Source organism: Myxococcus sp. AM010 (assembly GCF_013372585.1).
GTDB classification, from domain to species: domain Bacteria; phylum Myxococcota; class Myxococcia; order Myxococcales; family Myxococcaceae; genus Myxococcus; species Myxococcus vastator.
The window spans coordinates 13478-39516 of the sequence record NZ_JABXEO010000069.1; the positions used below are offsets into that span (position 1 = coordinate 13478).

Annotated in this window: 22 protein-coding genes; 6 read left to right on the forward strand and 16 right to left on the reverse strand. The window is 70.2% G+C overall.

From position 1 onward, the window contains the following. Window position 1 precedes the first annotated feature (1 nt). The 5 genes from HV826_RS26625 to HV826_RS26645 all read left to right on the forward strand — a co-directional run bounded on the left by HV826_RS26625 (window position 2) and on the right by HV826_RS26645 (window position 6299). Window positions 2–2947: a response regulator gene (locus tag HV826_RS26625; protein ID WP_176419785.1), complete on the forward strand. Its 2946-nt coding sequence runs from the start codon at window positions 2–4 to the stop codon at window positions 2945–2947. Then, complete coding sequence (locus HV826_RS26630; RefSeq protein WP_013936116.1) at window positions 2940–3344, forward strand: response regulator; 405 nt, start codon at window positions 2940–2942, stop codon at window positions 3342–3344. The genes HV826_RS26625 and HV826_RS26630 overlap by 8 nt, the downstream gene beginning before the upstream one ends. Before the next feature lie 88 nt (window positions 3345–3432). Then, window positions 3433–4281 carry a tryptophan 2,3-dioxygenase family protein gene (locus HV826_RS26635; RefSeq protein ID WP_176419786.1) on the forward strand — a complete coding sequence of 283 codons (849 nt, stop codon included), beginning with the start codon at window positions 3433–3435 and terminating at the stop codon, window positions 4279–4281. After that, complete coding sequence (locus tag HV826_RS26640; RefSeq protein ID WP_176419787.1) at window positions 4278–5312, forward strand: methyltransferase; 1035 nt, start codon at window positions 4278–4280, stop codon at window positions 5310–5312. Before HV826_RS26635 ends, HV826_RS26640 begins: the two co-directional genes overlap by 4 nt. 198 nt (window positions 5313–5510) lie before the next feature. Beyond that, window positions 5511–6299 carry a dienelactone hydrolase family protein gene (locus HV826_RS26645; RefSeq protein ID WP_176419788.1) on the forward strand — a complete coding sequence of 263 codons (789 nt, stop codon included), beginning with the start codon at window positions 5511–5513 and terminating at the stop codon, window positions 6297–6299. A 179-nt stretch (window positions 6300–6478) separates the two neighbouring features. Here HV826_RS26645 and HV826_RS26650 read toward each other — a convergent pair whose 3' ends face one another. Then, the gene (locus tag HV826_RS26650; protein WP_176419789.1) at window positions 6479–7141 is read right to left on the reverse strand and encodes a response regulator transcription factor; all 663 of its coding nucleotides are present in this window, start codon (window positions 7139–7141) and stop codon (window positions 6479–6481) included. A gap of 150 nt (window positions 7142–7291) precedes the next feature. On the opposite strand from HV826_RS26650, the gene HV826_RS26655 reads away from it, so the two are divergent. Further along, the gene (locus HV826_RS26655) at window positions 7292–7699 is read left to right on the forward strand and encodes a response regulator (protein WP_176419790.1); all 408 of its coding nucleotides are present in this window, start codon (window positions 7292–7294) and stop codon (window positions 7697–7699) included. Window positions 7700–7712: 13 nt separating this feature from the next. Here the strand turns inward: HV826_RS26655 and HV826_RS26660 are convergent, their stop codons facing one another. From HV826_RS26660 to HV826_RS26730, 15 genes are all read right to left on the reverse strand, one after another. Then, window positions 7713–9017, reverse strand: a complete 1305-nt coding sequence (locus HV826_RS26660; protein ID WP_176419791.1) for an AarF/ABC1/UbiB kinase family protein — start codon at window positions 9015–9017, stop codon at window positions 7713–7715. A gap of 76 nt (window positions 9018–9093) precedes the next feature. Then, a complete protein-coding gene (locus HV826_RS26665; protein WP_176419792.1) occupies window positions 9094–10053 on the reverse strand; it encodes a serine/threonine-protein kinase in 960 nt (319 codons plus the stop codon). A 339-nt stretch (window positions 10054–10392) separates the two neighbouring features. Continuing rightward, window positions 10393–10920, reverse strand: a complete 528-nt coding sequence (locus HV826_RS26670) for a hypothetical protein (protein WP_176419793.1) — start codon at window positions 10918–10920, stop codon at window positions 10393–10395. A gap of 173 nt (window positions 10921–11093) precedes the next feature. Then, window positions 11094–11897, reverse strand: a complete 804-nt coding sequence (locus HV826_RS26675) for an ABC transporter permease (RefSeq protein ID WP_176419794.1) — start codon at window positions 11895–11897, stop codon at window positions 11094–11096. Between the two features lie 2 nt (window positions 11898–11899). Further along, window positions 11900–12676 carry an ABC transporter ATP-binding protein gene (locus HV826_RS26680; protein WP_176419795.1) on the reverse strand — a complete coding sequence of 259 codons (777 nt, stop codon included), beginning with the start codon at window positions 12674–12676 and terminating at the stop codon, window positions 11900–11902. Next, complete coding sequence (locus tag HV826_RS26685; protein ID WP_176419796.1) at window positions 12661–15081, reverse strand: ATP-binding protein; 2421 nt, start codon at window positions 15079–15081, stop codon at window positions 12661–12663. Before HV826_RS26685 ends, HV826_RS26680 begins: the two co-directional genes overlap by 16 nt. Window positions 15082–15183: 102 nt before the next feature. Further along, window positions 15184–15456 (reverse strand): DUF5985 family protein, encoded by a 273-nt coding sequence (locus HV826_RS26690; protein WP_176419797.1) that lies wholly within the window; start codon window positions 15454–15456, stop codon window positions 15184–15186. A gap of 9 nt (window positions 15457–15465) precedes the next feature. Then, window positions 15466–15726, reverse strand: coding sequence for a DUF5985 family protein (locus tag HV826_RS26695; protein WP_176419798.1), 261 nt, complete (start codon window positions 15724–15726; stop codon window positions 15466–15468). Then, window positions 15719–16120 carry a hypothetical protein gene (locus tag HV826_RS26700; protein WP_176419799.1) on the reverse strand — a complete coding sequence of 134 codons (402 nt, stop codon included), beginning with the start codon at window positions 16118–16120 and terminating at the stop codon, window positions 15719–15721. Before HV826_RS26700 ends, HV826_RS26695 begins: the two co-directional genes overlap by 8 nt. A 55-nt stretch (window positions 16121–16175) precedes the next feature. After that, a complete protein-coding gene (locus HV826_RS26705; RefSeq protein ID WP_176419800.1) occupies window positions 16176–17312 on the reverse strand; it encodes a two-component system response regulator in 1137 nt (378 codons plus the stop codon). After that, window positions 17309–17866, reverse strand: coding sequence for a chemotaxis protein CheB (locus HV826_RS26710; RefSeq protein ID WP_176419801.1), 558 nt, complete (start codon window positions 17864–17866; stop codon window positions 17309–17311). Before HV826_RS26710 ends, HV826_RS26705 begins: the two co-directional genes overlap by 4 nt. After that, window positions 17863–18699, reverse strand: a complete 837-nt coding sequence (locus tag HV826_RS26715; protein ID WP_176419802.1) for a protein-glutamate O-methyltransferase CheR — start codon at window positions 18697–18699, stop codon at window positions 17863–17865. Before HV826_RS26715 ends, HV826_RS26710 begins: the two co-directional genes overlap by 4 nt. Then, window positions 18696–24599, reverse strand: a complete 5904-nt coding sequence (locus HV826_RS26720; protein WP_176419803.1) for a HAMP domain-containing protein — start codon at window positions 24597–24599, stop codon at window positions 18696–18698. The genes HV826_RS26715 and HV826_RS26720 overlap by 4 nt, the downstream gene beginning before the upstream one ends. Window positions 24600–24830: 231 nt before the next feature. Then, window positions 24831–25655, reverse strand: coding sequence for a hypothetical protein (locus tag HV826_RS26725; RefSeq protein ID WP_176419804.1), 825 nt, complete (start codon window positions 25653–25655; stop codon window positions 24831–24833). Window positions 25656–25660: 5 nt separating this feature from the next. Beyond that, window positions 25661–26026 carry a response regulator gene (locus HV826_RS26730; RefSeq protein ID WP_176419805.1) on the reverse strand — a complete coding sequence of 122 codons (366 nt, stop codon included), beginning with the start codon at window positions 26024–26026 and terminating at the stop codon, window positions 25661–25663. Between the last annotated feature and the right edge of the window lie 13 nt (window positions 26027–26039).

The following is a 26039-nucleotide window of genomic DNA, read 5'->3' on the forward strand; positions in this document are numbered from 1 at the left end:
CATGGCCTCCTCCCAGCCTCCCTCTGAGTCTCCGGCGGACAATGCGTCTCTCCTGCTCGTGGCCGGCGAGCGCGAGTGCCAGCGCGTGGAGGAAGCCCTCCAGCGCGCGGGGGTGACGGTGGTGACGGAGCGCGCCACCACGGCGGTCGCGGCGGAGGCCGCGCTGTCACGCACGTGGGGCCTGGTGCTGTGCGGCGCGGAAGTCCCCGACATGGGCTTCGCCGAGGTCAAGGCGCTGTGGAGCAAGTACGGCAAGGAGCTGCCCTTCGTGGTGCTGTCGCGCGACTGGAGCGAGGACACGCTGGAGGCCAGCGTGCGCGCCGGAGCGCTCGACTACATCACCGAGGACCGCTTCAGCCGCCTGGCGCCCGTGGTGCAACGCGAGCTGCGGATGACGGCGGACCGCCGCCGCCACACCGCCACCGCGGAGCAGCTGGAGCGCACCAACTACTTGATGGAGAACATCATCGACGCGATTCCGTTCGTCCTCTTCGTGAAGGACGCACAGACGCGCCGGCTGGTGGTGGCGAACAAGACGTTCGCGGACGCCTTCCGCGTCACCAAGCAGTGGCTGCTGGGGAAGCTGGACCACGACTACTTCCCCAAGGAGCAGGCCGAGTCGTTCATCGCCATCGACTCGGAGATTCTCGAAACCCGGCAGATGAAGTCCTTCGAGGAGGTGGCCCGCGCCGACGGCGTGGACCGCATCTTCGCCACGCGCAAGCTGCCCCTGCTGGACGAGCAGGGCGTGGCCCGCTACGTGATGGGCGTCACCGAGGACATCACCGAGCGCAAGCAGCATGAAGAGATGCTGCGCGCGTCCAAGGCGGAGCTGGAGGCGGCCAACAAGCAGCTCGCCGCCAGCCTGGAGGAAATCAAGCGCACCCGCGCCGTGTCCGCCCGCTCGCTGGCGTCCTACCAGCAGCGCGCGCTGCAGATGGAGATCATCCGTCAGCAGAACGAGGACCTGGACCGGCTGGCCCAGGAGCTGGCGGTGGCCAAGCGCAACGAGGAGGAGCGCGCCCGGGAAGCGGAGGCCGCCGCCCGCCTCAAGAGCGAGTTCCTGGCCAACTTCAGCCACGAAATCCGCACCCCGCTCAACGGCATCATCGGCTACTGCGACCTGCTGATGCGCGAGGAGGGCCAGCGGCTGACGGCGCATGGCCGCCGCGACCTCAACGTCGTGAAGACGAACGCCAAGACGCTGCTGGCGCTCATCAACGACATCCTGGACCTTTCCAAGATTGAGTCCGGCCGCGTGGAGGTCGTCACCGAGCAGGTGGACGTGCAGGAGCTGGCCGAGGAGTGCCTGGCCACGGTGAAGGAGTACCTCAAGGGCAAGGACGTGGCCCTCACCACCAACATCGACCCGTCCGCCCGCATGCTCCGCTCGGACGCGCTGAAGCTGCGGCAGATCATGCTCAACCTGCTCAGCAACGCCGCCAAGTTCACCGACGCGGGCGAGGTGTCGCTGAGCCTGGCCCCCTCTGGCGGCGAGGTCGTCATGACGGTGGAGGACACCGGCGTCGGCATCCCCTCCGACCAGCTGCCCTTCATCTTCGAGAAGTTCCGTCAGGTGGACGGCTCCACCACGCGCAAGGTGGGCGGCACCGGGCTGGGGCTGGCCATTGTCCGCGAGCTGTCCCGCGTGCTGGGCGGCACCGTGTCCGTGAGCTCCACGCTGGGCCGCGGCACCACCTTCACGGTGCGCCTGCCCTCCACCCTGGAGTCACCGGACAATGGCGGCGGCCCGCACCTGGAGCGCGGCGTGCCCGTGTCGGAGGTGGCCCAGCACGTGGGCACCCTGGCGCAGCCGGGCAGCACGGTGCTGGTGGTGGACGACGACCCGCTCATCCAGCAGCTGGTGGCCGGACAACTGGAGCCCGCTGGCTTCAAGGTGGTGGTGGCCGAGGACGGCATCGCCGCCCTCAAGCGGGCCCGCGAGCTGCGGCCCCAGGCCATCCTCCTGGACATCCACCTGCCCAAGCTGGACGGCTGGTCGGTGCTCAGCCAGCTCAAGAGCGAGCCCTCGCTGGCCGGCATCCCCGTCATCCTCATCTCCGTGGAGGAGCAGCGCGCGCGCGGCTTCTCCCTGGGCGCGTGCGAGTACCTCGTCAAGCCGGTGGAGCCGGACCGGTTGGTGGAGGTGGTGCAGCGCAGCCTCCATCAGACGGCCGGCGCCTCCACCAGCGTGGGCGAGGTGCTGGTGGTGGACGACGACTCGGCCACCCGCGAGCTGGTCAGCCGCAACCTGCGCCGCGCCGGCTTCTCCACCTCCGAGGCCCGCAACGGCGAGGACGCCCTGCTCAAGGCGCGCGTGTCCCCGCCCGCCCTGGTGGTGCTGGACTTGATGATGCCCAACCTGGACGGCTTCGAGGTGCTGCGCCGGCTGCGCGCGGAGAAGCTCCAGGTGCCCGTGGTGGTGCTCACCGGCAAGACGCTCTCCGAGGAGGAAGAGGCCCTCCTGCGTGACGGCTTCGCCGGCTTCGTGAAGAAGGGCGGCCACGCGCTGGAGGACGTCATCGCCCAGGCCAAGGGCCTGCTGCTGTCCCAGCGCGCCGCCAGCGCCGGCAAGCGGGCCCGCATCCTCTATGTGGAGGACAGCGCGCAGAACCGCGACATCGTCCGCCGCTACCTCAACGGCCACTTCGAGGTCATTGAAGCGGAGGACGGCGAGCACGGCCTGGAGCGCGCCATCCGCGACGCCCCGGACCTCATCCTGATGGACCTGTCGCTCCCCCGCCTGGACGGCTGGGAGGTCACCCGCAGGTTGCGAGCCCTACCCGCCGCGGCCAATGTTCCCGTCATCGCGGTGACGGCGCACGCGGGGCGGGAGTACCAGGACAAGGCACACGAGGCCGGCTGCACCGCGTACCTCACCAAGCCCCTTGATCGTGACCAGTTGCTCGAGATGATTCGAAAGCATCTAGGGAGAACCCATGTCTGAAGAAAAAGCGCGCGTCCTGGTGGTGGACGACGACCCGGACCTGCTCGACCTCGTACAGCGCTCGCTGAGCGCCTACGGCTTCGAGGTGCTCACGCACACCTCCGCGCTGGGTGTCTCCAACCTCGTCCGCTCGGTGGAGCCGGACTTCGTCCTCATCGACGTGAACTTCCCCGCCCTCAAGGGCGACAAGGTCGTCAACCTGGCGCGCCAGTACGCGCTGCCGAAGACGAAGTTCATCCTCTATTCAGCATCCGACGAATCGAAGCTGCGCTCCCTGGCGCTCGCGTCCGGTGCGGACGGATATATCTCCAAAAGCGTGCAAGGCGAGGAGCTGGCCCAGCGCCTGCGCGCCTTCCACCTGAAGCCCCGGCCGCCCACACCGACGCCCGCTCCCTGAACGCCGGATGACATGCCCGCGGGTGCCGTTGGGACGGTGCCCGCGATTCCACACCTTCCGAGCTATCTCCCCGACTCAGGAGGGCCGTATGAGCGCGTCCATCGATTACAGCCACGCTGAAAGACTACGACTCGAACTGGCAGAACCCCTCTTCAACCCCCTCTTGAAGAAGTGGGTGGGCAAGGGCGAGCTCGACTACGAGGTCTACCTCAAGACGCCCACGCTGCTGTCGCTGCAGGCGGCGGACGGCGAGCGCGTCGCCCACGACGAGCTGATGTTCCAGGTGGTGCACCAGGCGCAGGAGCTCTGGCTGAAGCTGGCCTCGCGCGAGGCGGTGGAGGTCGTGGCCGAGCTGGACAGGGACGCCCTGTGGGCGGCCTCGTCGCGGCTGGAGCGCATCTGCCGGGTGCTCCTGGCGGTGAAGCAGGAGCTGGCCATCCTGGAGACGATGACGCCGGACACCTACCAGGTCATCCGGCGCAGCCTGGGCAACGGCAGCGGCCAGGAGTCCCCCGGCTACAACATGCTGCGGCGGGTGGCGCAGGGGCTGGAAGGCGCCTTGGAGCGGCTGCTCGCGCGGCGGGGACAGACGCTGACCACGGTGTACACCGCGGGCGGCCCGGACGACCTGAAGCGCCTCTGCGAGCAGCTGGTGGACCTGGACGAGGCCTTCCAGGGCTGGCTCCATGCCCACTTCCAGCTCGTGCGCCGCACCATTGGCGTGGACCGCTCCGTGAAGGCGCTGGACGGCCTGCCCACGCAGGTGCTCGCGGGGCGGATGACGCTGCCGCTGTTCCGCCAGCTCTGGGACGTGCGGCTGGAGCTGACGTCCGGGTGGCAGCGCGAAGGCGGCCTCGCCCCGGGCGCCACCCGGGCCCCTCCAGGCGGCGGCTGCCCCGTGGCGCACGCGGCCAGGATGCAGGCGGAACAGCCATGAAGGGGGCGGCCACGGCCCTGGCCACCACCCCTCGCGCGCTGCTCCACCTGCTGTACAACGGCGCCCGCGCCGTGGACGTGTTGAAGGCCTCCCTGGACCTGGGGCTGCTGGACGCCCTGGAGCCGGGCCCCGTCACCCTGGGAGCGCTGGCGGCGCGGCACCGGCTGGTGCCCGTGCGGCTCTACAAGCTGCTCGACTGTCTGGAGAGCCTGGGGCTGGTGCTGCGCGAGCAGCCCACCGACGCCCTGGAGTCCGCGCGCTACCAGGCCGTCCCTGGCTTGCGCGCCGCCGCCCAGGCCGTGCTGGGGCCGCAGTCCCTGGAGAAGGACCGGGAGCGCTACGCCTGGCACGAGCTGCATGGGCACCTGCCCCAGGTGCTGCGCGGTGAGCGCTCCATGCCCCCCGCCGCCTTCGACTGGCCTCCGAGCACCGCCGAGCAGGTGGCGGGCTTCGAGGCCAGCATGGCCGCGGGCCTGCCCCCCATCCTGGAGACGTTCCGCGCCCATCGCGACCGGCTCTGGGAGCGCGGCGGGCGCGCGCTCGACGTGGGCGGTGGTGACGGCACGCTGGCCGCGCACCTGGCGAGCGAGCACCCGGGCCTTCGCGTGGATGTGTTCAACCTGCCCGCCACCGAGCCGCTGGTGGCGCGCACCCGCGAGCGCTTCGGCCTTCCTCCCGAACGCCTGGGCTTCCAGGGCGGCGACTTCCTCCGGGAACCGCTGCCCGGCGGCTACGACACGCTCTGCTTCGTGCGGGTGCTGCACGACTGGCCCGCGGACACGGCGCGCGCGCTGCTCGTGGCCGCGCGCGACGCGCTCCCGCCCGGCGGCCGCGTCCTCATCTGCGAGGAGTTCCGCACCCCGGAGCGGCTGGCGGCCCAGTTCTTCTGGTCCTACTTCCTCATGGGCGTGGACACCTGCGTGAGCCGCCTGCGCGAGGTGGAGCACTACCTGCGCGTGCTGGACGAGACGGGCTTCAAGGACGCCGAAGTCCTCCCCGGCCCCTTCGAGCTCATCCTGGCCCACCGGTAAAAACGATAGGACTCCCCAGGTGGGGTCATCTGTTCGTCCCCCAAGTGTCACCGGCCCCGCCGCGCCGCGCCAGGGCAGCGCTGGTAGAATGGGCTCACCCCGTGCCCGGGGAAGCCCTGGCACGGCTTCTGCAAAATCCCAGTCCGTAGCGCGTGTAGCACGGCAGCGACGCAGTCCGACAAAGAGGAGGGACTCCGCATGAAGAAGCAGGGTTCACGCAGGTCGGATGAAGGCTCGGAGAAGGCGGTCCGCGGGCTGGTGACGCAGCCGCAAGGCACGGGGGGCTGGACGCCTCCCGCCGCGGACGGAGAGGTCCGCATCCCCGTTGAAGAAGGCGTGGAGCTCAGGGGCCTGCTCCAGGTGCCGCCAGGCGCCACCGGCGTGGTGGTGATGGTCCGGGGCCACGGCAGCAGCCGCCGCGGCGTCACGGACCTGGAAGTCGCCCGGCTGCTGCAGAACGAGGGGCTGGCCACCCTCGCGGTGGACCTGCTGACGGCGGCGGAAGAGGAGGCCTGCCGCGAGCGGGACTTGCGCTTCAACCTGGGCCTCTTCGGCGGACGCCTGGCGGGCGTGGCGCGCTGGCTGCGGCGCGCGCCTCGCACCAGCGCCCTGCGCATCGGCTACTTCGGGGCATACACGGGCGCGGCCGCGGCCCTGGCCGCCGCGGCGCTGCGGCCAGAGTCGGTGGACGCGGTGGTGTGCCGGGGCGGACGCCTGGCGCAGCCGGGGGCGACGCTGGCCCGGGTGCGCGCGCCCACGATGCTCATCGTCGGCGCGGAGGACTCGTCCGCGCAGGAGCCCCACCGCCGCACGTACGCCGCGATGACGGCGGAGAAGCGCCTGGAGGTCATCCCCGGCGCCACGCACCGCTTCGAGGAGCCCGGCACGCTGACGCAGATGGTGGACCTGGCGTGCCTCTGGTTCCTCCAGCACCTGGGCGCGCCGCGCTGGGATTGCCTGCCCGCGCCGCGCGCCGCCGGGAGCTGAAGCACCGGCCTTCCACTGAATGGGCCAGGGCAGCCAGCAGCGCTGCCCTGGCCCCCTGGAGACGCCTCGGCGTGGGGGGAGGAGGCGCGAGGGGCGCCTGACGCCCAGGCACCTCCACGGTGCCACCAACCGTGGCGCGCTCCCAGTGGCCAGCGGTCTGACGCCCAGGCCCTCCGGGCTTAGAGGCTTGCCGGGCGCTGCACACCCAACTGGCACCCCAGGACCGCCAGCTGCGTGCGGCTCTCCGAGCCCACCTTCTTGTAGATGCTGGTGATGTGCGCCTTCACCGTGCGCTCGGTGATGCCCAGGCACGCGGCGATGCGCAGGTTGTCCGCGCCCGCGGCGATGTAGCCCAGCACCTCGCGCTCACGCGGCGTCAGCCGGCCCAGCTCCCCCTGCGGGGGCGACTCCGACAGGGGCCACGACAGCCCGGCGGGCAGCAGCCGCTCCCCACGCACCACCCGCTCCACCGCCTCCACCACCTCCGCGCAGCCCACGTTCTGCTTCCACAGGTAGCCGGCCGCGCCCGCCTGGAGGCATTGCTCCACCAGCTCCGCCTCGCGGTGGCCCGACAGCACCAGGGGCTTCACCGCCGGGAAGAAGTCATGCAGGCACCGCAGCGCCGACATCCCGCTGGTGGGCGCTTCCCACTCCGGCAGCTCCAGGCGCAGGTCCACCAGCGCGACATGGGGCAGCGTCTCGCGCACGCGCGCGAAGAACGGCGCGGGCTCCGCGAAGCCCGCCACCACGTCCATGCCCGCGCCCTCCAGCACAGCCACCAGGGCCTCACGGAAGACCTGCTGGTCCTCCAGGATGGCCACCCGGATGCGTTCTGATTCCATGGCCCCTTCACCGTCTCCATTCATTCCCCGCGATTCAACCCCGCTAAGGGGATTCCCTCATGTGGGGGGCGACAGGGAATGACGACTGGAGGATACTCACCCCGTCAGGAAGCACCCGCAGTGCCATCCGCACGCTGAAGGGGGAAAGCCATGCCGGAGACGAAAATCCGCGTCCTCATCGTGGACGATGACCAGGACCAGCTCTCACTCGCGGAGCGCACCCTCTCCACCTTCGGCTTCGACGTCCGCACCCACCGCTCCTCCCTGGGCGTGTCCAACCTGGTGCGCACCACCCTGCCGGACCTGGTGCTGCTGGACGTGAACATCCCCGCGCTCAGCGGTGACAAGGTGCTCACGCTCGCGCGCGGACAGGCGCCCAAGGGCACGAAGTTCATCCTCTACTCCGCGTCGGACGAAGCCCAGCTGCGCGCCCTGGCGCGCGCGGCGGGCGCGGACGGCTACATCTGCAAGAGCGTGCAGGGCGAGGAGCTGGCCCAGCGGCTGGAAGCGCTCCACCTCAAGCCCGCGGCCCCGGAGTCCGTGCCGGCCGCGCGTTGACGCGGCGCCGACCTCACGCGGGCAGGTCCGTCACCTCCAGGAAGACGGCGCGGAAGTCACCGCGCGCGCCGATGAGCTTCAGGTTCTGCGCCAGCCCTCCGGTGGAGCGGAAGAACATGATGGCCTCCGGCGGCGGCCTGATTTTGAGGAAGCGCGGCGCGTTGCGCGAGAAGTGGTGGCGCATGTCGCGGTTGATTTCGCACACGGCGTAGTCGTAGTCCGGCAGGTGCATGGGCCGCCCGGCGATGCGCAGCACCTCCGCGATGAGGCCCTCGGCCTCCGCGTCCGGCAGCTCCACCGTGAAGCCCACCTCCCGGCTCAGGCCCAGGATGTCCAACGGCTCCATGCGCACCGTCTGCCGGAGCATGCGGTGGTTGACGTCCACGAAGCGCGGGGAGAAGCGCTTGATGGAGCCGAAGTCCAGCAGGCCCAGCCGCCCGTCCGGCATCACCATGAAGTTGCCCGGGTGCGGGTCCGCGTGGATTTCGCCCGCGCCGAAGAAGGGCCCGTAGGTGGCGAGGATGAGCTGGCGCGCCACGCGGAAGCGCTCCTCGTTCGCGGGGTTCGTCGGCAGCCAGTCCTTGAGGGTGAGCCCCTCCAGCAGCTCCAGCGTCAGCACCCGCTTCGCGCTGTGGCTGGAGACGACGGCGGGCACGCACAGCTCCGGCAGCTTCGCCACGCTGCGCGCGAAGCCCTGGGCCAGCTCGGCCTCGCGGAGGTAGTCCAGCTCCAGCAGCAGCTCGTCGCGGAACTCCTTGAAGTAGGCGCCGGCGTCGGACACGCGCAGCACCGTCGACGCCGTCTTCGCCACGATGCCCAGGTTCGCCATGTCGTGGGCCAGGGACACGTCGATGCCAGGGTACTGCACCTTCACCGCCACCGCCCGGCCATCCTCCAGCACCGCGCGGTGCACCTGCCCCAGCGACGCGGCCGCGAGCGGCGCCTCGCTGAACTCGCGGAAGAGCGACTCCGGCGGCGCGCCCAGCTCCGCCTGGATGACGCGCGACACCTGCGCGTAGGACATGGAAGGCGCCTGGTTCTGCAGCCGCGCCAGCACCTGCCGCACCTCGGGGGTGAGCAGGTCCGGGTCCATGGAGATGGCCTGCCCCATCTTCATGGCGGCCCCCTTGAGCTCGCCCAGGGTGGAGACCAGCTTCTCCGCGGCCTCCTTGCTGAGCAGGTCGGGCGTGCTCCCGGACAGGCGCTTCGCGCCGCTCTTGAGCACCTCCGTGCCCACATGCACGGAGAGGCCCGCGAGCTTGCGCAGGCGGTTGAAGCGGCCCTGGGGAGGAAGCGTGTCGTCGGAGTCTGAGGCCATGGGAACCGATGTGGATTAACGAGGAGGGCCCCGCCAGACGCAAGGCATGACGCCTCGCGAAGACAGCCAGGCCGCCCTACCTGGAGGCGGGCGCGACCCCCGGCGGGCCCCGGAGCGCGTACCAGCCCGGAAGCCGCTCCAGGCCCAGGGACTCCGGAGGTGCCGCGCCTCCGTCGAGCGCCACCGACGCGTGCAGGGCATCGCGCAGCCCGGCGGCGCTGGCATAACGGTCCACCGGGCGGCGCGCCATGGCCTTGAGCAGCACGCGCGACAGCGCCGAGCGGAGGTCCGACGGCAGCGGCGGCACCTCCCAGGCGTGGCCGTGAAGCGGCTCCTCCGCCGCGTGCCCGCGCGAGGGCAGCCGGCCGGTGACGAGCAGCGCGCCCAGCACCCCCACGGCGAAGAGGTCCGCGGCCACCGGCGAGTCGGCGGCCCCCTCGGAGGGAGGGAGCAACCCGGCGATGCCGAAGTCCAGCAGCTTCACGTGCTGGCGACCCTTCGCGTCGGGGACGAGGAAGATGCTGGTGGGGTTGAGGCTGCCGTGGGCGATGCCGTGCGCATGCGCGGCGCCCAGCGCGTCACACACCTGGGTGAGCAGGTCCACCACCAGCGCGGGTGCCAGCGGCCCCTTCGCGAAGGCGGCCAGGCTCTGTCCCTCCAGGTACTCCATGATGAGGAAAGGCCGCCCGTCGCGCATGCCCAAATCGTAGAGCGACACGATGTGCGCGTCCTGGATGAGCGTCAGCGTGCGCGCCGCCTGGAGGAAGCGGGCCACTCGCGCCGGGTCCTGCGTCACGTGCGCGTGGAGCACCTGGATGGCCACGCGCTTCTGGATGAGCGCGTGCTCCGCGAGCAGCACGACGCCCAGGCTCCCCCGGCCCAGCTCACGCAGCAGCCGGAAGTGGCCCACCTGCTGTCCCACCAGCGACGCCGCGGAGGACAAGGGCGGGGCCTCGCTCGCGGGCACGCCGCGACATGTGGACCGCAACGGCCGCGTGAACACGGGAACGGAGGTGGTGACGTCCAACCGGGACATGATGCCAACATCCTTCGCGCGACAGGCGCCCCGCTCCGGCCGGCAGCCAGTGGGCCCACGCGCGAGCCAGCGCGAAATGGTTTCGGAAGCTGCGACGGTGAGCGGAAACCCTAATGCCGTCACGGCGTGTTTCGCGACGCACTTTGGGACGTGCGTCGAACGCGCAACGACCGCTCTGTCGGGCGGAGCACGCACGCCGCGCGAGGCCCCCATGGCGCACGTCGCGCCACCGTCTGGAGCCCCGGCAAGTGTGCTGCGCTCAACGCGCCTCCGCGCCCGTGAGACGAGCGCGGCGAGCCTCCCCGCCCGGATGCGGACGGGGAGGTGCTTCCATCCACCTCAGCCGATGATGGGATCGCAGGTGTTGTCTTCACCGCATGTCAGCCCGAAGCAGCAGGCGGCGGACTCACCACAGGCCTCGCCAATGGGCGCGCACACCGGAGCGCCCGCGTCCGGCTCCTCGCCGCCCGTGCCCGCGTCCGGCTCCTCGCCGCCGCCCGCATCGGGCTCCTCGCCCGTGCCCGCGTCCGGCTCCTCGCCGCCCGTGCCCGCGTCACAGGGCCCCAACGTGTCTCCGTGCCGCGCATGCGCCGGCCAGGCCGACGTGGACACCGAGAGGGTGTGCGCGTTGGCGGGGTTGCCCGGAGGAATGTGGCAGATGGTGACCTTGCCCGGCGTGGCGTCATCATCGCCATCATCATCAGGGTACGTGGGCTCATCGCCGGCCTTGCCGCCCAGACCGCCGCTCTGAGGGGCGTGCATGTCCGGGGACTCACCGTCCGACGGTGAGCCGCCACAACCGCCCGCGAGCAGTGAGCACAGGGCCATCACCACCGCGGACGAGAAAACAGGATTGAGGCTTCGCATCGGTATGCTCCAGGTACGGGTGTGCGATTGCTGTCACCCACGCCGGGCCTCCTCCACGACGACCTCAACCGCGGATACAGCCACCACGGGAAATAGACTCGCCCGCGGCCCCACCGGCCACGCGTTTGCGCACGCCCCCACTGTGTCGACAGCACGACTGAAAACGTCCTGTCTCAGCTCACGCTTTCAGCGCTGTATCGCGCGATGAGTCCGCTCCGCACGGCCTGCCGGTGGACCCGGGTGAAGAAGGCGCACGCGAGCAGGATTTCCACCACGGCGAGGCCGGCCCCCCACAGCAACGTGGATACCTGGAACGAGCCCCCCGCCGCGAGCGCCCGCATGCCCTCGAAAACGTACGAAGGCGGCAGCAGGTGGGACACGGCCTGCATCCACGCGGGCAGCGTGGACAGCGGGTAGAAGACGCCGGCGAAGGGCGACAGCAGCGCGGGGATGGGCCAGACGAACCACTCCGACGCCGGGCCCAGGCGCAGCACCAGCGCGCAGCCGAAGATGCCCAGCGCGATGCCGAACAGGAACAACACCAGCAGGAAGGGCACGAAGAGCGCGCCGTACGCGGCGAAGGACAGGCCGAAGGCGGTGCTGGCCAGCACCAGCATCACCAGCAAGCCCAGGGTGCTGGTGGCGACGCTGGAGAGCACCAGCCCGCCCAGGTATTCGGAGATGGTGAGCGGGGACGCGAACATGTTGAGGAAGTTGCGCGACCACACGTCCTCGAAGAACACCATCGTCACGCCCTGCATGACGCGGATGAAGAAGTCCCACAGGAGGACGGCGCCCAGCAGCACCGGGACGAAGTTGTATTCCCGCGAGGTGACGGTGTTGAGGTAGCGGCTCATGAAGCCCCACAGCACCATGTCGATGGCCACCCACGCGAAGAGTGGCAGGAAGCGCGCCAGGCTCCCTCGCAGGAGGTAGTAGTGGCGAAGCGCGACGGCGGCGGCCCGGTGCGGGTGCATGGTCAGCTCCGCTCCAGCGCGAGCGGCTCGCGCGCCACGGTGATGAAGAGTTCCTCCAACGAGGCCCGGCCGTGCTCGCCGGGCAGCGTCCGCGGGTTGCCTTCCAGCAGCACCCGGCCACGCGCCAGGAACAGCACGCGGTCGCAGACCTCCTCCACCTCGTACATGTTGTGGGACGTCCACAGCACGCCGCCGGTGTCCCGCGCGGCGAACTCGCGAATCCGGGCGCGGATGTCCCGGGCCGTCGCGGGGTCCAGCGACGCGGTGGGCTCGTCCAGGAGCAGCAGGTGCGGCCGGTTGAGCATCGCCTTCGCCAGCGCCACGCGGGTCTGCTCTCCGGAGGACAGCACGCCGCACTTCACGTCGCGGTACTTCACCAGGTCGAACTGCTCCAGCAGCTCCGCGATGCGCGCCCCCAGGGACTTCACCCCGTAGATGAGGCCGAAGACGCGCAGGTTCTGGTACACGGTGAGGTTGCCGGGCAGCGGTGAGTAGACGGCGGCGAAGTTCGTCAGCGCCAGCGCGGCGGAGCGCTGCGCCGCCAGGTCCAGGTCCTGGATGTGGATGGTGCCGGACGTGGGCTGCAGCACGCCGAGCACCATGTTGATGGTCGTCGTCTTCCCCGCGCCGTTGGGGCCCAGCAGCCCGACAATCTCTCCGCGCCCCACCTCGAAGGAGACCCCCTCCACCGCGGCCTTGCCGCCGTACTCCTTCCGCAGCTTCGCCACCGACAGCACCTTGGGCACGCCGGCCCTTCCCGCAATCACCATGGCGCGCATTGTGCCGTGGACCGGGGCAGGCGCACGGTGAAGATGGAGCCCTGCCCGGGCCAGCTCTCCACCTCGATGCTGCCGCCCATGGCGTCCACGATTTGCCGGCTGATGTAGAGCCCCAGTCCCAGGCCGCCATAGTGCCGGTCGGACACCGCGCGCTCGAAGCGGCCGAACAGGCGCGGCAGGTCCTCCGCCGCGATGCCGATGCCCTCGTCACGCACCGACACCCGCACCAGCTCCTCGCCCTCGAAGGCCGCCTCCACCAGGACGGGCCGGCCCGCGCCGTACTTGGCCGCGTTGGTAAGCAGGTTCACCAGCACCTGGTCCAGCCGCAGCGAATCCCACTTCCCCGGCAGCGGGCCAGGCACCTCCACCCGCACCGGACAGCCCGCCTGGGTGAACACCTCCTCCATGCGCTCCACCGCGTCGCGCACCGCCTGGCCCAGGTCCACGTCGGACGGCTCCAGCATCAGCCGCCCCAGCGAAATCCGGCTGACGTCCAGCAGGCTGTCCACCAGCGCGCTCAGCCGCTGCACCTGCCGCACGGCCGTGGCCAGCCGGGGCCGCACCTTCTCCCCGAAGTCCCCGCTGACGGCGCGGTCGATGAGGCCGTGCTGGAGCTTCAGGCTGGTGAGGGGCGTCTTCAGCTCGTGGCTGGCCACGGAGAGGAACTCGTCGCGCAGGCGCACCGCGGCCTGCGCGTCTCGGTACAGCGACGCGTTCTCCAGCGCCACCGCCACGCGCCGCGCCAGCTCCTCCGCCATGGCCACGTCGGCGGTGACCAGCCGGCGGCAGGGGGCCGCGGCGCCCAGCGTGATGACGCCCAGCGTGCGTCCCCGCGTGCGCACCGCCACCGACAGCAGCGAGTGCGGGCTCAGCGCCTCCAGCAGCGCGGGGTGCTCGGGCCCCTGGAAGATGCGCTCGCGCAGCTCCGGCCCTACCTCGGGCAGGAAGCGCGTCTCCCCCGACAGGAAGCACTCGCGCGCTGGAAGCAGCGAGGCCAGCGCCGACACGTCCCGCTCCGGCTCCCGGTGGGCCGCGGCCACGCCGCGCGGCACGCCGTCCGCCCCCGCCAGCTCCACCAGGCAGAACGAGGCCACGTTTCGCGCGACCACCCGCGCCAGGTGCTCCAGCGTCCACTCCACGTCGTCCAGGTGCTCGGCCAGCGCGCGGCTCGCCTCCAGCAGGAAGAAGAGCCGCGCCTCGGCGTCCTTGCCGGCCTCCAGCGCCAGGTGCAGCTTGCCGCCGCGCTCGCGCAGCGCCTCGTACAGCGCCGCGCGCTCCAGCGCCTGCGCGCACTGCTGCGCCAGCGAGGACAGGAAGCCGCGCTCCTCCGGGAGGAACACCCGCGGCCCGTCCCACGCGAACAGCAGGAAGCCCCGGAGGCGGTGCTCCACCTTCAAGGGCAGCACCGCCCACGCCCCGGTCCCCACGCCCTGGACGAGGTCCCACGCCCAGTCGGGCATGGCGCGCACCGCCGCCTCGTGGCCGGAGAACCACTGCGGCTCCAGCGCCCGGTCCACGCCGGGCACCGGGTCCGCCCACGGCCCCCGCGGGGCCTCCAGCACCGACGGCGCGGAGCCGAAGGAGCCCAGCACGCGCAGGCGGCCATCCTCCAGCCTGCCGAGCACCGCGCCGCGCGCCGGCCCCGTGGGCCGCAGCTCCTCGCGCATCAGCGCTTCGGCCACGTCCTCGGCGGTGGCCGCGCGGGACAAGGCCGCGGTGATGGCCTGGAGCCGCTCGGTGCGCTGCTGCGCGCCGCGCGCCTCCGCGTATAGCAGCGCGTTGTCCAGGGACAGGCTGGCGCGCCGGGCCAGCTCCAACGCCAGCGCCAAATCGGACGCGCCGGGCACGCCGTCCGCGTCGCCCCGGACCAGCGACAGCGCTCCGAGCACGCGGCCCCGCGCCAGCAGCGGCACGATGAGGCCCGCCCGGATGCCCAGGCGCCGCGCCACCTCCAGCTGCGCCTCCGTGCGCACCACGCCCGGGAGCAGCGCGTCCAGGACCTCGGGAAGGAGAGCGGCCTTGCCAGTGCGCAGCACCTCCGGGATGCCGCCTTCGGCCGTCAGGTCCAGGGGCTGGAGGCGCGCCAGCTCATGCACCAGCGGCACCTGCTCCGCCAGGCGGTGCGCCGCGGCCACCCGCTCCACCCGCCCATCCGCCGTGAGCACGTCCACCGCGCACCAGTCCGCCAGCAACGGCACGGCCAGCTCGGCCAGCCGCTGGAGCACCGTGCCCGAGTCCAGGGATGACGACAGCAGCTCGCCCGCGCTGGCCAGGAACGCGAGGCGCTCCTCCGCGTCGTCACTGCCACGCAAGCGGACGTCCTCCGGTTCCTTGGAGACGGGCCGCTCGGGTTCGCGCTCGCCCACGGACGCGGGCCGCGAGGATGGAGGAGGGCGGCGCGACATGGGTGTCCGAGATAATGACGCCACCGCGCTCGCGACAACGGTGCTCGGACACGGGTACGAGACAACTGTCAGCCAGGCGACCCGCCGGACACCGGCGCGGCCCTAGCTGGAGCCGCGGCGGTTCGCGCGGTTCTTGTCCCAGATGGCGTAGAGGATGAGCAGGAAGGCAAAGAGCCGCGCCACGTAGATGAAGTAGCGCCGCTCGTCATCCGTGTCCAACAGCGCCGCCACCACCGCGTTGCCCGCGAGCATCGTGAAGGCCAGCGCGAAGCAGGCGAAGAGCCGGTCCTTCGACTGGAGCCAGAAGCGCAGGAAGAACAGCGCGCTCGCCAGCCACGCCATCGCCACCGCACCGTTGAGCATGGGCTTGAGCATCAGGGCACCTCAGGACGCATCCCAGATGAGGCCATAGAGCAGGACGGAGGCACTGGACAGCGTGGCGATGGTGCGCGGCATGAACAGGTCGATGGTATTGGGCAGCAGCACCAGGTCCACGAAGAGGAGCGCATTACTGACCACCATGCCCACGAAGCACAGCCCACTCCACAAGAGCAGCCGCATGCCCGTGCGCTTGTAGGCGCGGAGCAGCAGCACCGCGCACGCCACGCTCGTCAACGCACACAGGATGTAGACTGCTTCAGCCATGGCCGTCCCTGTCCTTCTTCAGGATGAATGCCTCGGCAAAGCCCCGCACCTTGTCCAACGGCCGCGAGAAGATGAAGGAGATGACGCTGACGCGCTTCACGCCATACACCGCCGCCAGCTCCGTCACCGCCTGCACATCCTCCGACGACTCGGGACTGTAACGATACGACGGAGGTGAGGCACCATCGCTCACCAACATCCGTCGGTTCGTCAGGTCCTCCAGCCTGGAGGCGGCGGAGACATCTGTAATGCGCAGTTCCAGACTCACCGCCGATGCCGTCCACTCCCTGTCCGCGCGCGCACGAAGCAGGAGGAGCACCTCCAGCTTCTCCAGGGAGTCGATGTGCGTCGAGATGAAGCGCTGGACCCGCTGTGGGATTCCGGCGTCACTCACACGGCCACCTTGCCCATGTTATTTTGTGCGTCAACCATTTCTCACCCGGCCATGTTCAGCGCACGGGCCTTGGGGGGGTGCCCGCCTGGCCGCTCTCCTCCGCTGGAAAGGAGCCCTCCTCGTGCTCCTGGCTGGGGCTCCCGGTGCTCAAGCCGGGCAGGTTTCGCAGCACCTCGATGAGCCGGGTGAGCGGACCTGTGTCCTCCCCTTGTGCCTCCAGTGTAGCGATGTGCTCCGTCAGCGGCAGGGAAAGCCAGTCATGCCGAGCGGCGGCTCGCAGCGCCGTCACGTCCAGGAGGCCGAGCACCATCGTCTCGGGACGCCCGTGCATGCGGGGCAGCCGCTCACTGGAGGCGAGCACCGAACCGTGCTGGCCACCGACGTCCCACTCCACGGGGTACGCCTGGAACACCTCGCCGCGCGCGGCGCGCCTCAGCGGCAGCGCGTCGTCCGCGAGCAGCCGGCCATCCGCGCCGCGGAAGCGTGCGTCCACATGCAGCGCGCGCGCCTCGCGGTAGGCCAGGCAGCCCCCCGCCAGCCCCTGCGCGGCCCGGTTGGCCAGCAGGGTGTGGCCGCTTCCCGGCTCCACCAGCGCCAGCGGCATGGGGAGCGCGGACATCACCGCCTCCAGCCAGCGCTGCTGGTGTCGGTTGGTTTCTGAACGAAACCGCTCGGCCTCCACGCGCCGCTGCGCCTCCAGCAGCTCCCGCGCGTGCTCGCGCTGCTGGGCCTCGCGCAGCGCCTCCGCCTGCCGCCGCACCAGCTCCGTCTTGCGGTACAGCTCCACGAAGACGCTCACCTTGGAGCGCAGGATGGCCGGCTCGAAGGGCTTGAGCAGGTAGTCCACCGCGCCCATGGCGTAGCCGCGCAGCTCCGGATGCGGCCCACGCGACAGCCCGGTGAGGAAGATGAGGGGCGTGCCGCGGCTGCGCTCGCGCTCGCGGATGAGCTGGGCCGTCTCGAAGCCGTCCATGTCCGGCATGACGACGTCCAGGAGGATGACGGCGAAGTCTTGCGTCAGCAGGTGGCGCAGCGCCTCTCGGCCGCTGCTCGCGGTGACCAGCCGCTGCCCCAGGGGCGCCAGGGTCGCCTCCAGCGCCAGCAGGTTCTCCGGCTGGTCATCCACCAGCAGCAGGCGGACGGGCTCTGACGGAATCGCGGGCAGGCGCTCGCGCGTGGGCGCGCCGCTCATGGCAGCACCTTGGAACGCGGCACATAGGCCAGCCGCGCGAGCCACCCTCCCACGGACCCCACCGTCAAATGCTCCATCTCCCCCTCCTCACCCTCTCCGCCCGTCTGGAGCGCGCTCACCACGGCCACCCGGGCGCCGCTCGCCTGGAGCACGTGCAAGCCCGCCATCCCATCCTCGTGCCCCGCGAAGAGCAGCCCCGCGGCGCGGGGGCCATGGCTGTCCGCCGCGGATTCAAAGAGCGCGTCCAGGCCGGGCCGCTGCCCATGCTCGGGCGGCTCCACGGACAGGGCCACGCAGCCCCGGTCCACCAGCAGGTGGTAGCCCGCGGGCGCCAGATAGACGGCGCCGGGCACGAGCGGGGCCTTGTCGTCCGGCTCCACCACCGGCAGCGCGCAGCGGCGGCCCAGCGGCGCGGCCAGCGCGTCCAGGGGGCCCCGGTGCAGCGCCAACACCACCGGCACGGGCAGGTGCGGAGGCAGCAGCGCCAGCACCGACTCCACGTCCGCCGCCGCGCAGCGCGGCGCCCCCACCACCAGCAGGCCCAAGGGACTCATGCCACCCTCCTGAAGATGCGACCGCGGTCCTCCAGCAACTCATAGGCCCCCGCGTGCGGCGTGCGCGCCAGCGACTCCTTGCGCCCCAGGCACAGGAAGCCGAAGCGGGCGAGGCTCTCGAAGAGCCGGCCGTGGATGTGGTCGTGCAGCGCGCGGTTGAAGGTCAGCAGCGTGTCGCGGCACACGATGACGTGGAACTCGTTGAACGAGCCGTCCGTGGCCAGGTTGTGCTGGGTGAAGAAGATGCGGTCGCGCAGCCGGGGCTGGAGCAGCGCCCAGTTGCCATCGCGCGTGTAGTAGTCGCAGAGCGCGCCCTTCCCGCCCGCCTCCAGATAGTGGTCCGCGTCCTCCTGCGTGGGCAGCGGCAGCACCCCGGTGCGCGCGTCCGCCAGCAGCCCCTCGCTGGCGTCGGACGCATACAGCCGGCACTTGCCCCACAGCCCCTCCTCCTGGAGGAGGATGGCCAGCGCGTACGTGTCCTCGCCGGTGCCACAGCCCGCGTGCCACACGCGCACGGAGGGCCAGGTGCGCAGCACGGGCACCACCCGGGCGCGGAAGTCGCGGAAGAAGGCGGTCTCCGCGAACAGGGCGGGCGGGGTGCATGACAGCGTGCGCAGCAGCGCGTCCAGCGCCTCGGCGTCGTGCAGCACGCGGGCCTGGAGCGCGGAGAAGCTGTCCAGCCGCTCCTCGCGGAGGTGGTGCCGCAGCCGCCGCAAGAGCTGCGGCCGGGAGCGGCTGCGCAGGTCGAAGCCCCATTGACGGGCCACGCCCTCCAGCAGCAGGTCCACCTCCAGCGCCTCCAGCTCCGCGCCGCGCGCGCCGGGCCCCGTCATCCGGAGACCTCCGTGCGCGGACCGCGCGGCGGCATGCCCCGCGGCGCGTGCAGCCACACGCGCAGCAGGCTGAGCAGCTTCTCGATGTCCACCGGCTTGGTGATGTAGTCGGACGCGCCGGCCTCCAGGCACTTCTCCCGGTCACCCTTCATGGCCTTGGCGGTGAGGGCGAGTATCGGCAGGTGGACGAAGCGCTCCATGCGGCGGATGGCGCGCATGGCCTGGTAGCCGTCCATCTCCGGCATCATCACGTCCATCAGCACCAGCTCGATGTCGGCGTCCTTCTCCAACTGGTCCAGGCCCTCGCGCGCGCTCTCCGCGAAAGCCACCTTCATGCCGTAGCGCTCCAGCACGGTGTTGAGGGCGAAGATGTTGCGCACGTCGTCGTCCACCACCAGCACCTTGCGGTTCACCAGCAAGGGGTCCTTCTCGCGCGCCTTCTCCAGCATGCGGCGCTTGGGCTCGGTCAGCTCCGACGGAGCGCGGTGGAGGAACAGGCTCGTCTCCTCCAGCAGCCGCTCCGGGCTCTGCGCGTCCTTCACCACGATGGCCTCGGCCACCCGCCGCAGCTCCGTCTCCTGGGCGCGCGTCAGCTCGCGGCCCGTATAGACGATGAGGGGCGGCCCGCCCGCGCCGTGCGCCTCATGGATGCGGCGGATGAGCTCCGTGCCGGGCATGTCCGGCAGGCCCAGGTCCAACACCATGCAGTCGAAGCGGCGCTCGGCCAGCGCGGCCAGGGCCTCCGTCGCGGTGCCCACCGCCACCGTCTGCACGTCATCGCTGCCCAGCAGCTCCGTCAGCGTCTGGCGGTGGACGGGGTCGTCCTCCACCACGAGCAGCCCGCGGCCCTTGCGCTCCACGAAGCGCTTGAGGGACTCCAGCGCGGCCACCGCCGCCTCCGGGTCCGCCGCCGCGCGCAGGTGGCCCAGGGCCCCCAGGTTGAGGGAGCGCTCGCGGTGGTCCTCCACCGACACCGTGTACACCGGCAGCGCGCGCGTGGACGAATCGTGCTTCAGCCGGTCCAGCACCACCCAGCCCGCCATCTCCGGCAGGTCCAGGTCCACCGCCACGGCCACCGGCCGCGTGTTGCGGACGGCGTCCAGCGCGCCCTCCACCTCCGTGGACACCAGCACCTTGAAGCCCGTGCCCTGCGCCGCGGCGCGCAGGCGCGCGGCATGGTCCGCCAGGTGCGTCACGGCCAGCAGCACCTTGTCTCCGGGCTGGATGGAGCCCCGGTCATCATCGATGTCCATCCGGCTCAGCGCGGACACCGATGCCTTGATGGCCGGCTCCGCGACGGGCGCGGGGAGCACCGCGGTGGCCAGCGGGTTGTAGTCCCAGCGCGCGGGCTCCTCCGGCGAGCGCTCCGCCATGAAGGCCAGCGGCACGTAGAGGGTGAAGGCGCTGCCCTTGCCCACGTCGCTCTCCAGCCGGATTTCGCCGCCGAGCAGCCGCGCGATTTCACGGCTGATGGACAGGCCCAGGCCGGTGCCCCCGTACTTGCGGGCGGTGGAGCCGTCCGCCTGCTGGAAGGCCTCGAAGATGATTTGATGTTTGTCCTTCGGGATGCCGATGCCCGTATCCACCACGGTGAAGGCCACCACCGAGGGCGCGGAGGACAACATGGCGTGGTCCGGAGACCAGCCGCCCTTCGCCAGGCCAATCTCCAGCGACACCGATCCGGACTCGGTGAACTTGAAGGCGTTGGACAGCAGGTTCTTGAGCACCTGCTGCAGGCGCTTCGCATCCGTCTCCAGCTCGCCGGGCAGCGTGTCCGCCAGGCCGATGTGGAACTCCAGGCTCTTCTTGTCCGCCACCTGCCGGAAGGTGCGGTCCACGAACTCGCGCAGGTCGCCGAAGCGCAGCGGTCCCACGTCAACCGCCATGGTGCCGGATTCAATCTTCGACAGGTCGAGGATGTCGTTGATGAGCTCCAGCAGGTCCGCGCCGGACGCGTGAATCGTCTTGGCGAACTCCACCTGCCGCGACGTGAGGTTGCCGTCCACGTTGTCGCTGAGCGTCTGGCTGAGGATGAGCAGCGAGTTGAGCGGCGTGCGCAGCTCGTGGCTCATGTTGGCCAGGAACTCGGACTTGTACTTGGACGTGAGGCTGAGCTGTTCGGCCTTCTCCTCCAGGGCGAGCTTGGCCTGCTCCACCTCGCCATTCTTGCGCTCCACCTCCGTCTTCTGCTCGGAGAGCAGCTTCGCCTTCTCCTGGAGCTCCTCGTTGGTGCTGCGCAGCTCCTCCTGCTGGCGCTTGAGCAGCTCCTCCGACTGCTGCAGCGAGGTGGCCTGCTGCTCCAGGCGCTTGTTCGTCTCCGTCAGCTCCTCCTGCTGCTTGCGGAGCTCGTCCGTCAGCGCCTGCGACTGCTTCAGCAGCGCCTCCGTGCGCATGTTGGCGGCAATCGTGTTGAGCACGATGCCGATGGACTCCGTGAGCTGCTCCAGGAAGCCCATGTGGACCTCGCTGAAGGCGTGGAAGGAGGCCAGCTCGATGACGGCCTTGACCTCCCCTTCGAAGAGCACCGGCAGCACCACGATGTTGCGCGGCACCTCCTCGCCCAGTCCGGACGCGATGCGGATGTAGCTGTCCGGCACGTCCGACAGGAGGATGGGCTCCTTCTCCAGGGCGCACTGGCCCACCAGCCCCTCGCCGTACTTGAAGGTGTTGGCCAGCCCCTTGCGCTGACGGTACGCGTAGGACGCCAGCAACTTGAGCATCTGGTCGCCGGCGTCCACGCGCTCGGAGATGTAGAAGACGCCGTGCTGGGCATCCACTAGCGGCGCCAGCTCCGACAGGATGACCTTGGACACCGTGAGCAAGTCCCGTTGGCCCTGGAGAACGCGGGTGAACTTGGCCAGGTTCGTCTTGAGCCAGTCCTGCTCCGTGTTCTTCCGCGTGGTGTCCTTCAGGTTGCGGATCATCTCGTTGATGTTGTCCTTCAGGGCGGCCACTTCGCCCTGCGCGGACACGGTGATGAACCGCGTGAGGTCACCCTTCGTCACGGCGGTGGCCACCTCGGCGATGGCGCGCACCTGCGTGGTGAGGTTGGCGGCCAGCTGGTTCACGTTGTCCGTGAGGTCACGCCAGATGCCCGCCGTACCGGGCACGCGGGCCTGACCGCCCAGCTTCCCTTCGATGCCCACCTCGCGGGCCACCGTCGTCACCTGGTCGGCGAACACCGCCAGGGTGTCAATCATGCCGTTGATGGTGTCCGCCAGCTCCGCGATTTCCCCCTTCGCGTCCACCACCAGCTTGCGCTTCAGGTCGCCGTTGGCCACCGACGTCACGACCTTGGCGATGCCGCGCACCTGCGTGGTGAGGTTGGACGCCATGGAGTTCACGTTGTCCGTGAGGTCCTTCCACGTGCCGGCCACGCCCTTCACCTCGGCCTGTCCGCCCAGCTTGCCCTCCGTCCCCACTTCACGCGCCACGCGCGTCACTTCCGAGGCGAACGAGTTGAGCTGGTCCACCATCGTGTTGATGGTGTTCTTCAGCTCCAGGATTTCGCCCTGCACGTCGACCGTAATCTTCTTGGACAGGTCACCCTTGGCGACGGCCGTCGTCACCTCGGCGATGTTTCGCACCTGGGACGTCAGGTTGGACGCCATGGAGTTCACGTTGTCCGTGAGGTCCTTCCACGTGCCGGCCACCCCCTTCACCACGGCCTGACCGCCCAGCTTGCCCTCCGTGCCCACCTCGCGCGCCACGCGCGTCACCTCCGAGGCGAACGAGTTGAGCTGGTCCACCATCGTGTTGATGGTGTTCTTCAGCTCCAGGATTTCGCCGCGCACATCCACGGTGATTTTCTTCGACAGGTCACCGTTGGCCACGGCCGTCGTCACCTCGGCGATGTTTCGCACCTGGGACGTCAGGTTCGACGCCATGCTGTTCACGTTGTCGGTGAGGTCCTTCCACGTCCCACCGACACCGCGCACGATGGCCTGACCGCCCAGCTTGCCTTCCGTGCCCACCTCGCGCGCCACGCGCGTCACCTCCGAAGCGAAGGACGACAGCTGGTCCACCATCGTGTTGATGGTGTTCTTCAGCTCCAGGATTTCGCCGCGCACGTCCACGGTGATTTTCTTGGAGAGGTCCCCGCGCGCCACCGCCATCGTCACCTCGGCGATGTTTCGCACCTGGGACGTCAGGTTGGACGCCATGGAGTTCACGTTGTCGGTGAGGTCCTTCCACGTCCCACCGACGCCGCGCACGATGGCCTGACCACCCAGCTTTCCTTCCGTCCCCACTTCCCTCGCCACGCGCGTCACCTCCGAAGCGAAGGACGACAACTGGTCCACCATCGTGTTGATGGTGTTCTTCAGCTCCAGCACCTCGCCCTTCGCGTCGACCGTGATTTTCTTCGACAGGTCACCCTTGGCGACGGCCGTCGTCACCTCGGCGATGTTTCGCACCTGGGACGTCAGGTTGGACGCCATGGAGTTCACGTTGTCCGTGAGGTCCTTCCACGTTCCGCCCACGCCCTTCACCACGGCCTGACCGCCCAGCTTGCCCTCCGTCCCCACCTCACGCGCCACGCGCGTCACTTCGGAAGCGAAGGACGACAACTGGTCCACCATCGTGTTGATGGTGTTCTTCAGCTCCAGGATTTCACCGCGCACATCCACGGTGATTTTCTTCGACAGGTCACCGTTGGCCACGGCGGTGGTGACCTCCGCGATGTTGCGCACCTGGGACGTCAGGTTGGACGCCATGGAGTTCACGTTGTCCGTGAGGTCCTTCCACGTGCCGGCCACGCCCTTCACTTCGGCCTGTCCGCCCAGCTTGCCCTCGGTGCCCACCTCGCGCGCCACGCGCGTCACCTCCGAGGCGAACGAGTTGAGCTGGTCCACCATCGTGTTGATGGTGTTCTTCAGCTCCAGCACCTCGCCCTTCGCGTCGACCGTAATCTTCTTGGAGAGGTCACCCTTGGCGACGGCCGTCGTCACCTCGGCGATGTTTCGCACCTGGGACGTCAGGTTGGACGCCATGGAGTTCACGTTGTCGGTGAGGTCCTTCCACGTGCCGCCCACGCCCTTCACCACGGCCTGACCGCCCAGCTTGCCCTCCGTCCCCACCTCACGCGCCACGCGCGTCACTTCGGAAGCGAAGGACGACAACTGGTCCACCATCGTGTTGATGGTGTTCTTCAGCTCCAGGATTTCACCGCGCACATCCACGGTGATTTTCTTCGACAGGTCGCCCTTGGCGACGGCCGTCGTCACCTCGGCGATGCTGCGCACCTGCGCGGTGAGGTTGGAGGCCATGGAGTTCACGTTGTCCGTGAGGTCCTTCCACGTGCCGGCCACGCCCTTCACCTTGGCTTGCCCGCCCAGCTTTCCGTCGGTGCCCACCTCGCGGGCCACGCGCGTCACCTCGGAAGCGAAGGCGCCGAGCTGCTCCACCATCCCGTTCACCAGCCGGGCGGTGCGGAGGAACTCGCCCCGGAGGGGACGGCCATCCACTTCCAGCGCCATCGTCTGGGACAGGTCACCCTTGGCCACCGCGCCGATGACGCGGCCCATCTCCGTCGTCGGTTGCACCAGGTCGGCCACCAGCGTGTTCACCGACTCGACGCAGTCGCCCCACGAGCCCAGCGCGCCCACCACGTTGCCGCGCTGGGTGATGCGGCCCTCCTTGCCCACCACGCTGCCAATGCGCTCGAACTCCCGGGCCATGCGCTCGCTGAGCTCGATGATTTCGTTCAGGGTGTCCGCCACCTTGCCGGCGCTGCCCACCTTGTCCACCGGCATGCGCACGGAGAAGTCGCCCTTGCGGACCGCGGTGAGGACCCGCAGCAACTGACGCGAATCGAGCGACTGCGAATCATCCTCCCGGACTCGCGGCGGAGGGGGAGCCGCGACGGGTGCGCGGCGGGAGGAAACCTTCTTCGTGGCCATATGAGTTCCTGGTCGGTCCCGGAACGGCGAAGCACGGGCTGCCGTCCTGCGGGAATCTCGCAGCTGGAGCGTGTTTTCTCGCGCTTTCACACACTTGGACCAGCCCCCCCGAGACGCTCGGCTGGCCATCAGGCGACACTCCGAGCGGACTTCGTCCGGCAGCCAACACTGGCGCGAGCGCGGCGACACCCGGCGTGAAAGCCGGTGCGCGCGCTGACAGGGCAGGCAGGCTCAGTGCCGGACGCGAGGCGCGGGCGCGCGGACGCGCACCTGCATCTGCTCGTCTCCGGCCACGACGCTGCTGAGCACCTCGCGCTGGTCCGGTGACAGCCGGGCCACGGCGCGCAGCGAGGCCACCAGCACCAGGGACTCCAGCGGAGACGGCACGCTGACGCCGTCCGGCCCCGTCTTCAGGGGCAACGGCAGGCGCGGCGCGCGCCCCGCGGCGGTGAGCGCGTCCACGGCATACGCAGGAGACGTGTCCAGCGTGACGGCAATCGCGGGGAGGCTGGTGGCGGCGTCACCCTGGCCGCGCGCCTGCATCTCCATCAACACCTGCAGCGCGCCCGGCTTGAAGTACAGCGCCAGCCCCGCGCGCCCGTCCCCCATGTGGAAGACACACCCCTCGAAGGTGTGGTTCATCGGCCCGGTGACGGCCACCTCGAAGGGCTGGCTGTCATCCCAGTGCGTCCACGGCCGCGCATCCCAGTACTCCGACGACGCCTGCACGAAGAGCAGCGCCTTGTCCGAGCCAAGCCCGGACAAGCCTCGCTGCCCCCACGCCACGAAGGTCGCGATGGCCGCGCAGGATGACAGCGCCTGCGGTGAAGGCTCCGCCACGGCGAGCCCCAGCTCCGCGCCCGCTTCGGCCAGCGCCGGCACGCAGCGCACCTCCGCCGCGTCCACCCCTTCCAGCAGGGCCCGCAGCCCGGCCCCGTCGTCCGACTCGAAGACGGGCGCGGAGGGCTCTCCGGAGTCGGAGATACGCAGATACACCTGCACCTGCGTGTCGCCCTGGCTGAGTGGCACGGGGCCCAGCTTGAGCAGGTAGAACATGGGGCTCAGCCTTGCTTTCCGTCCAGGGCCTTGCGGACCTGTCGCATCAACGCATGGATGTCGAAGGGCTTCTGAAGGAACGGCATGCCGGGATACAGATGCCGCAGCGCGGCCACGTCCACCGCGCTCATCCCCATGAGTGATACATCCTTGTAGGCCGACTCGGCCCGGATGCGCTCGATGAGCGCCGGTCCGTCCAGCACGGGCATCATCCAGTCAGTGAGGACCAGGTCCGGCCGGAGCTCCGCCATCCGCTCCAGCGCCTCACGACCGTGAGAGGCCGTCAGAACGCGGTAGCCCTCCTCTCGAAGGAGGTCCGCCAGGGCTTCCAGGATGCCCTGCTCGTCATCCACCACCAGGACCGTCTCCATACGGGTGGTACTA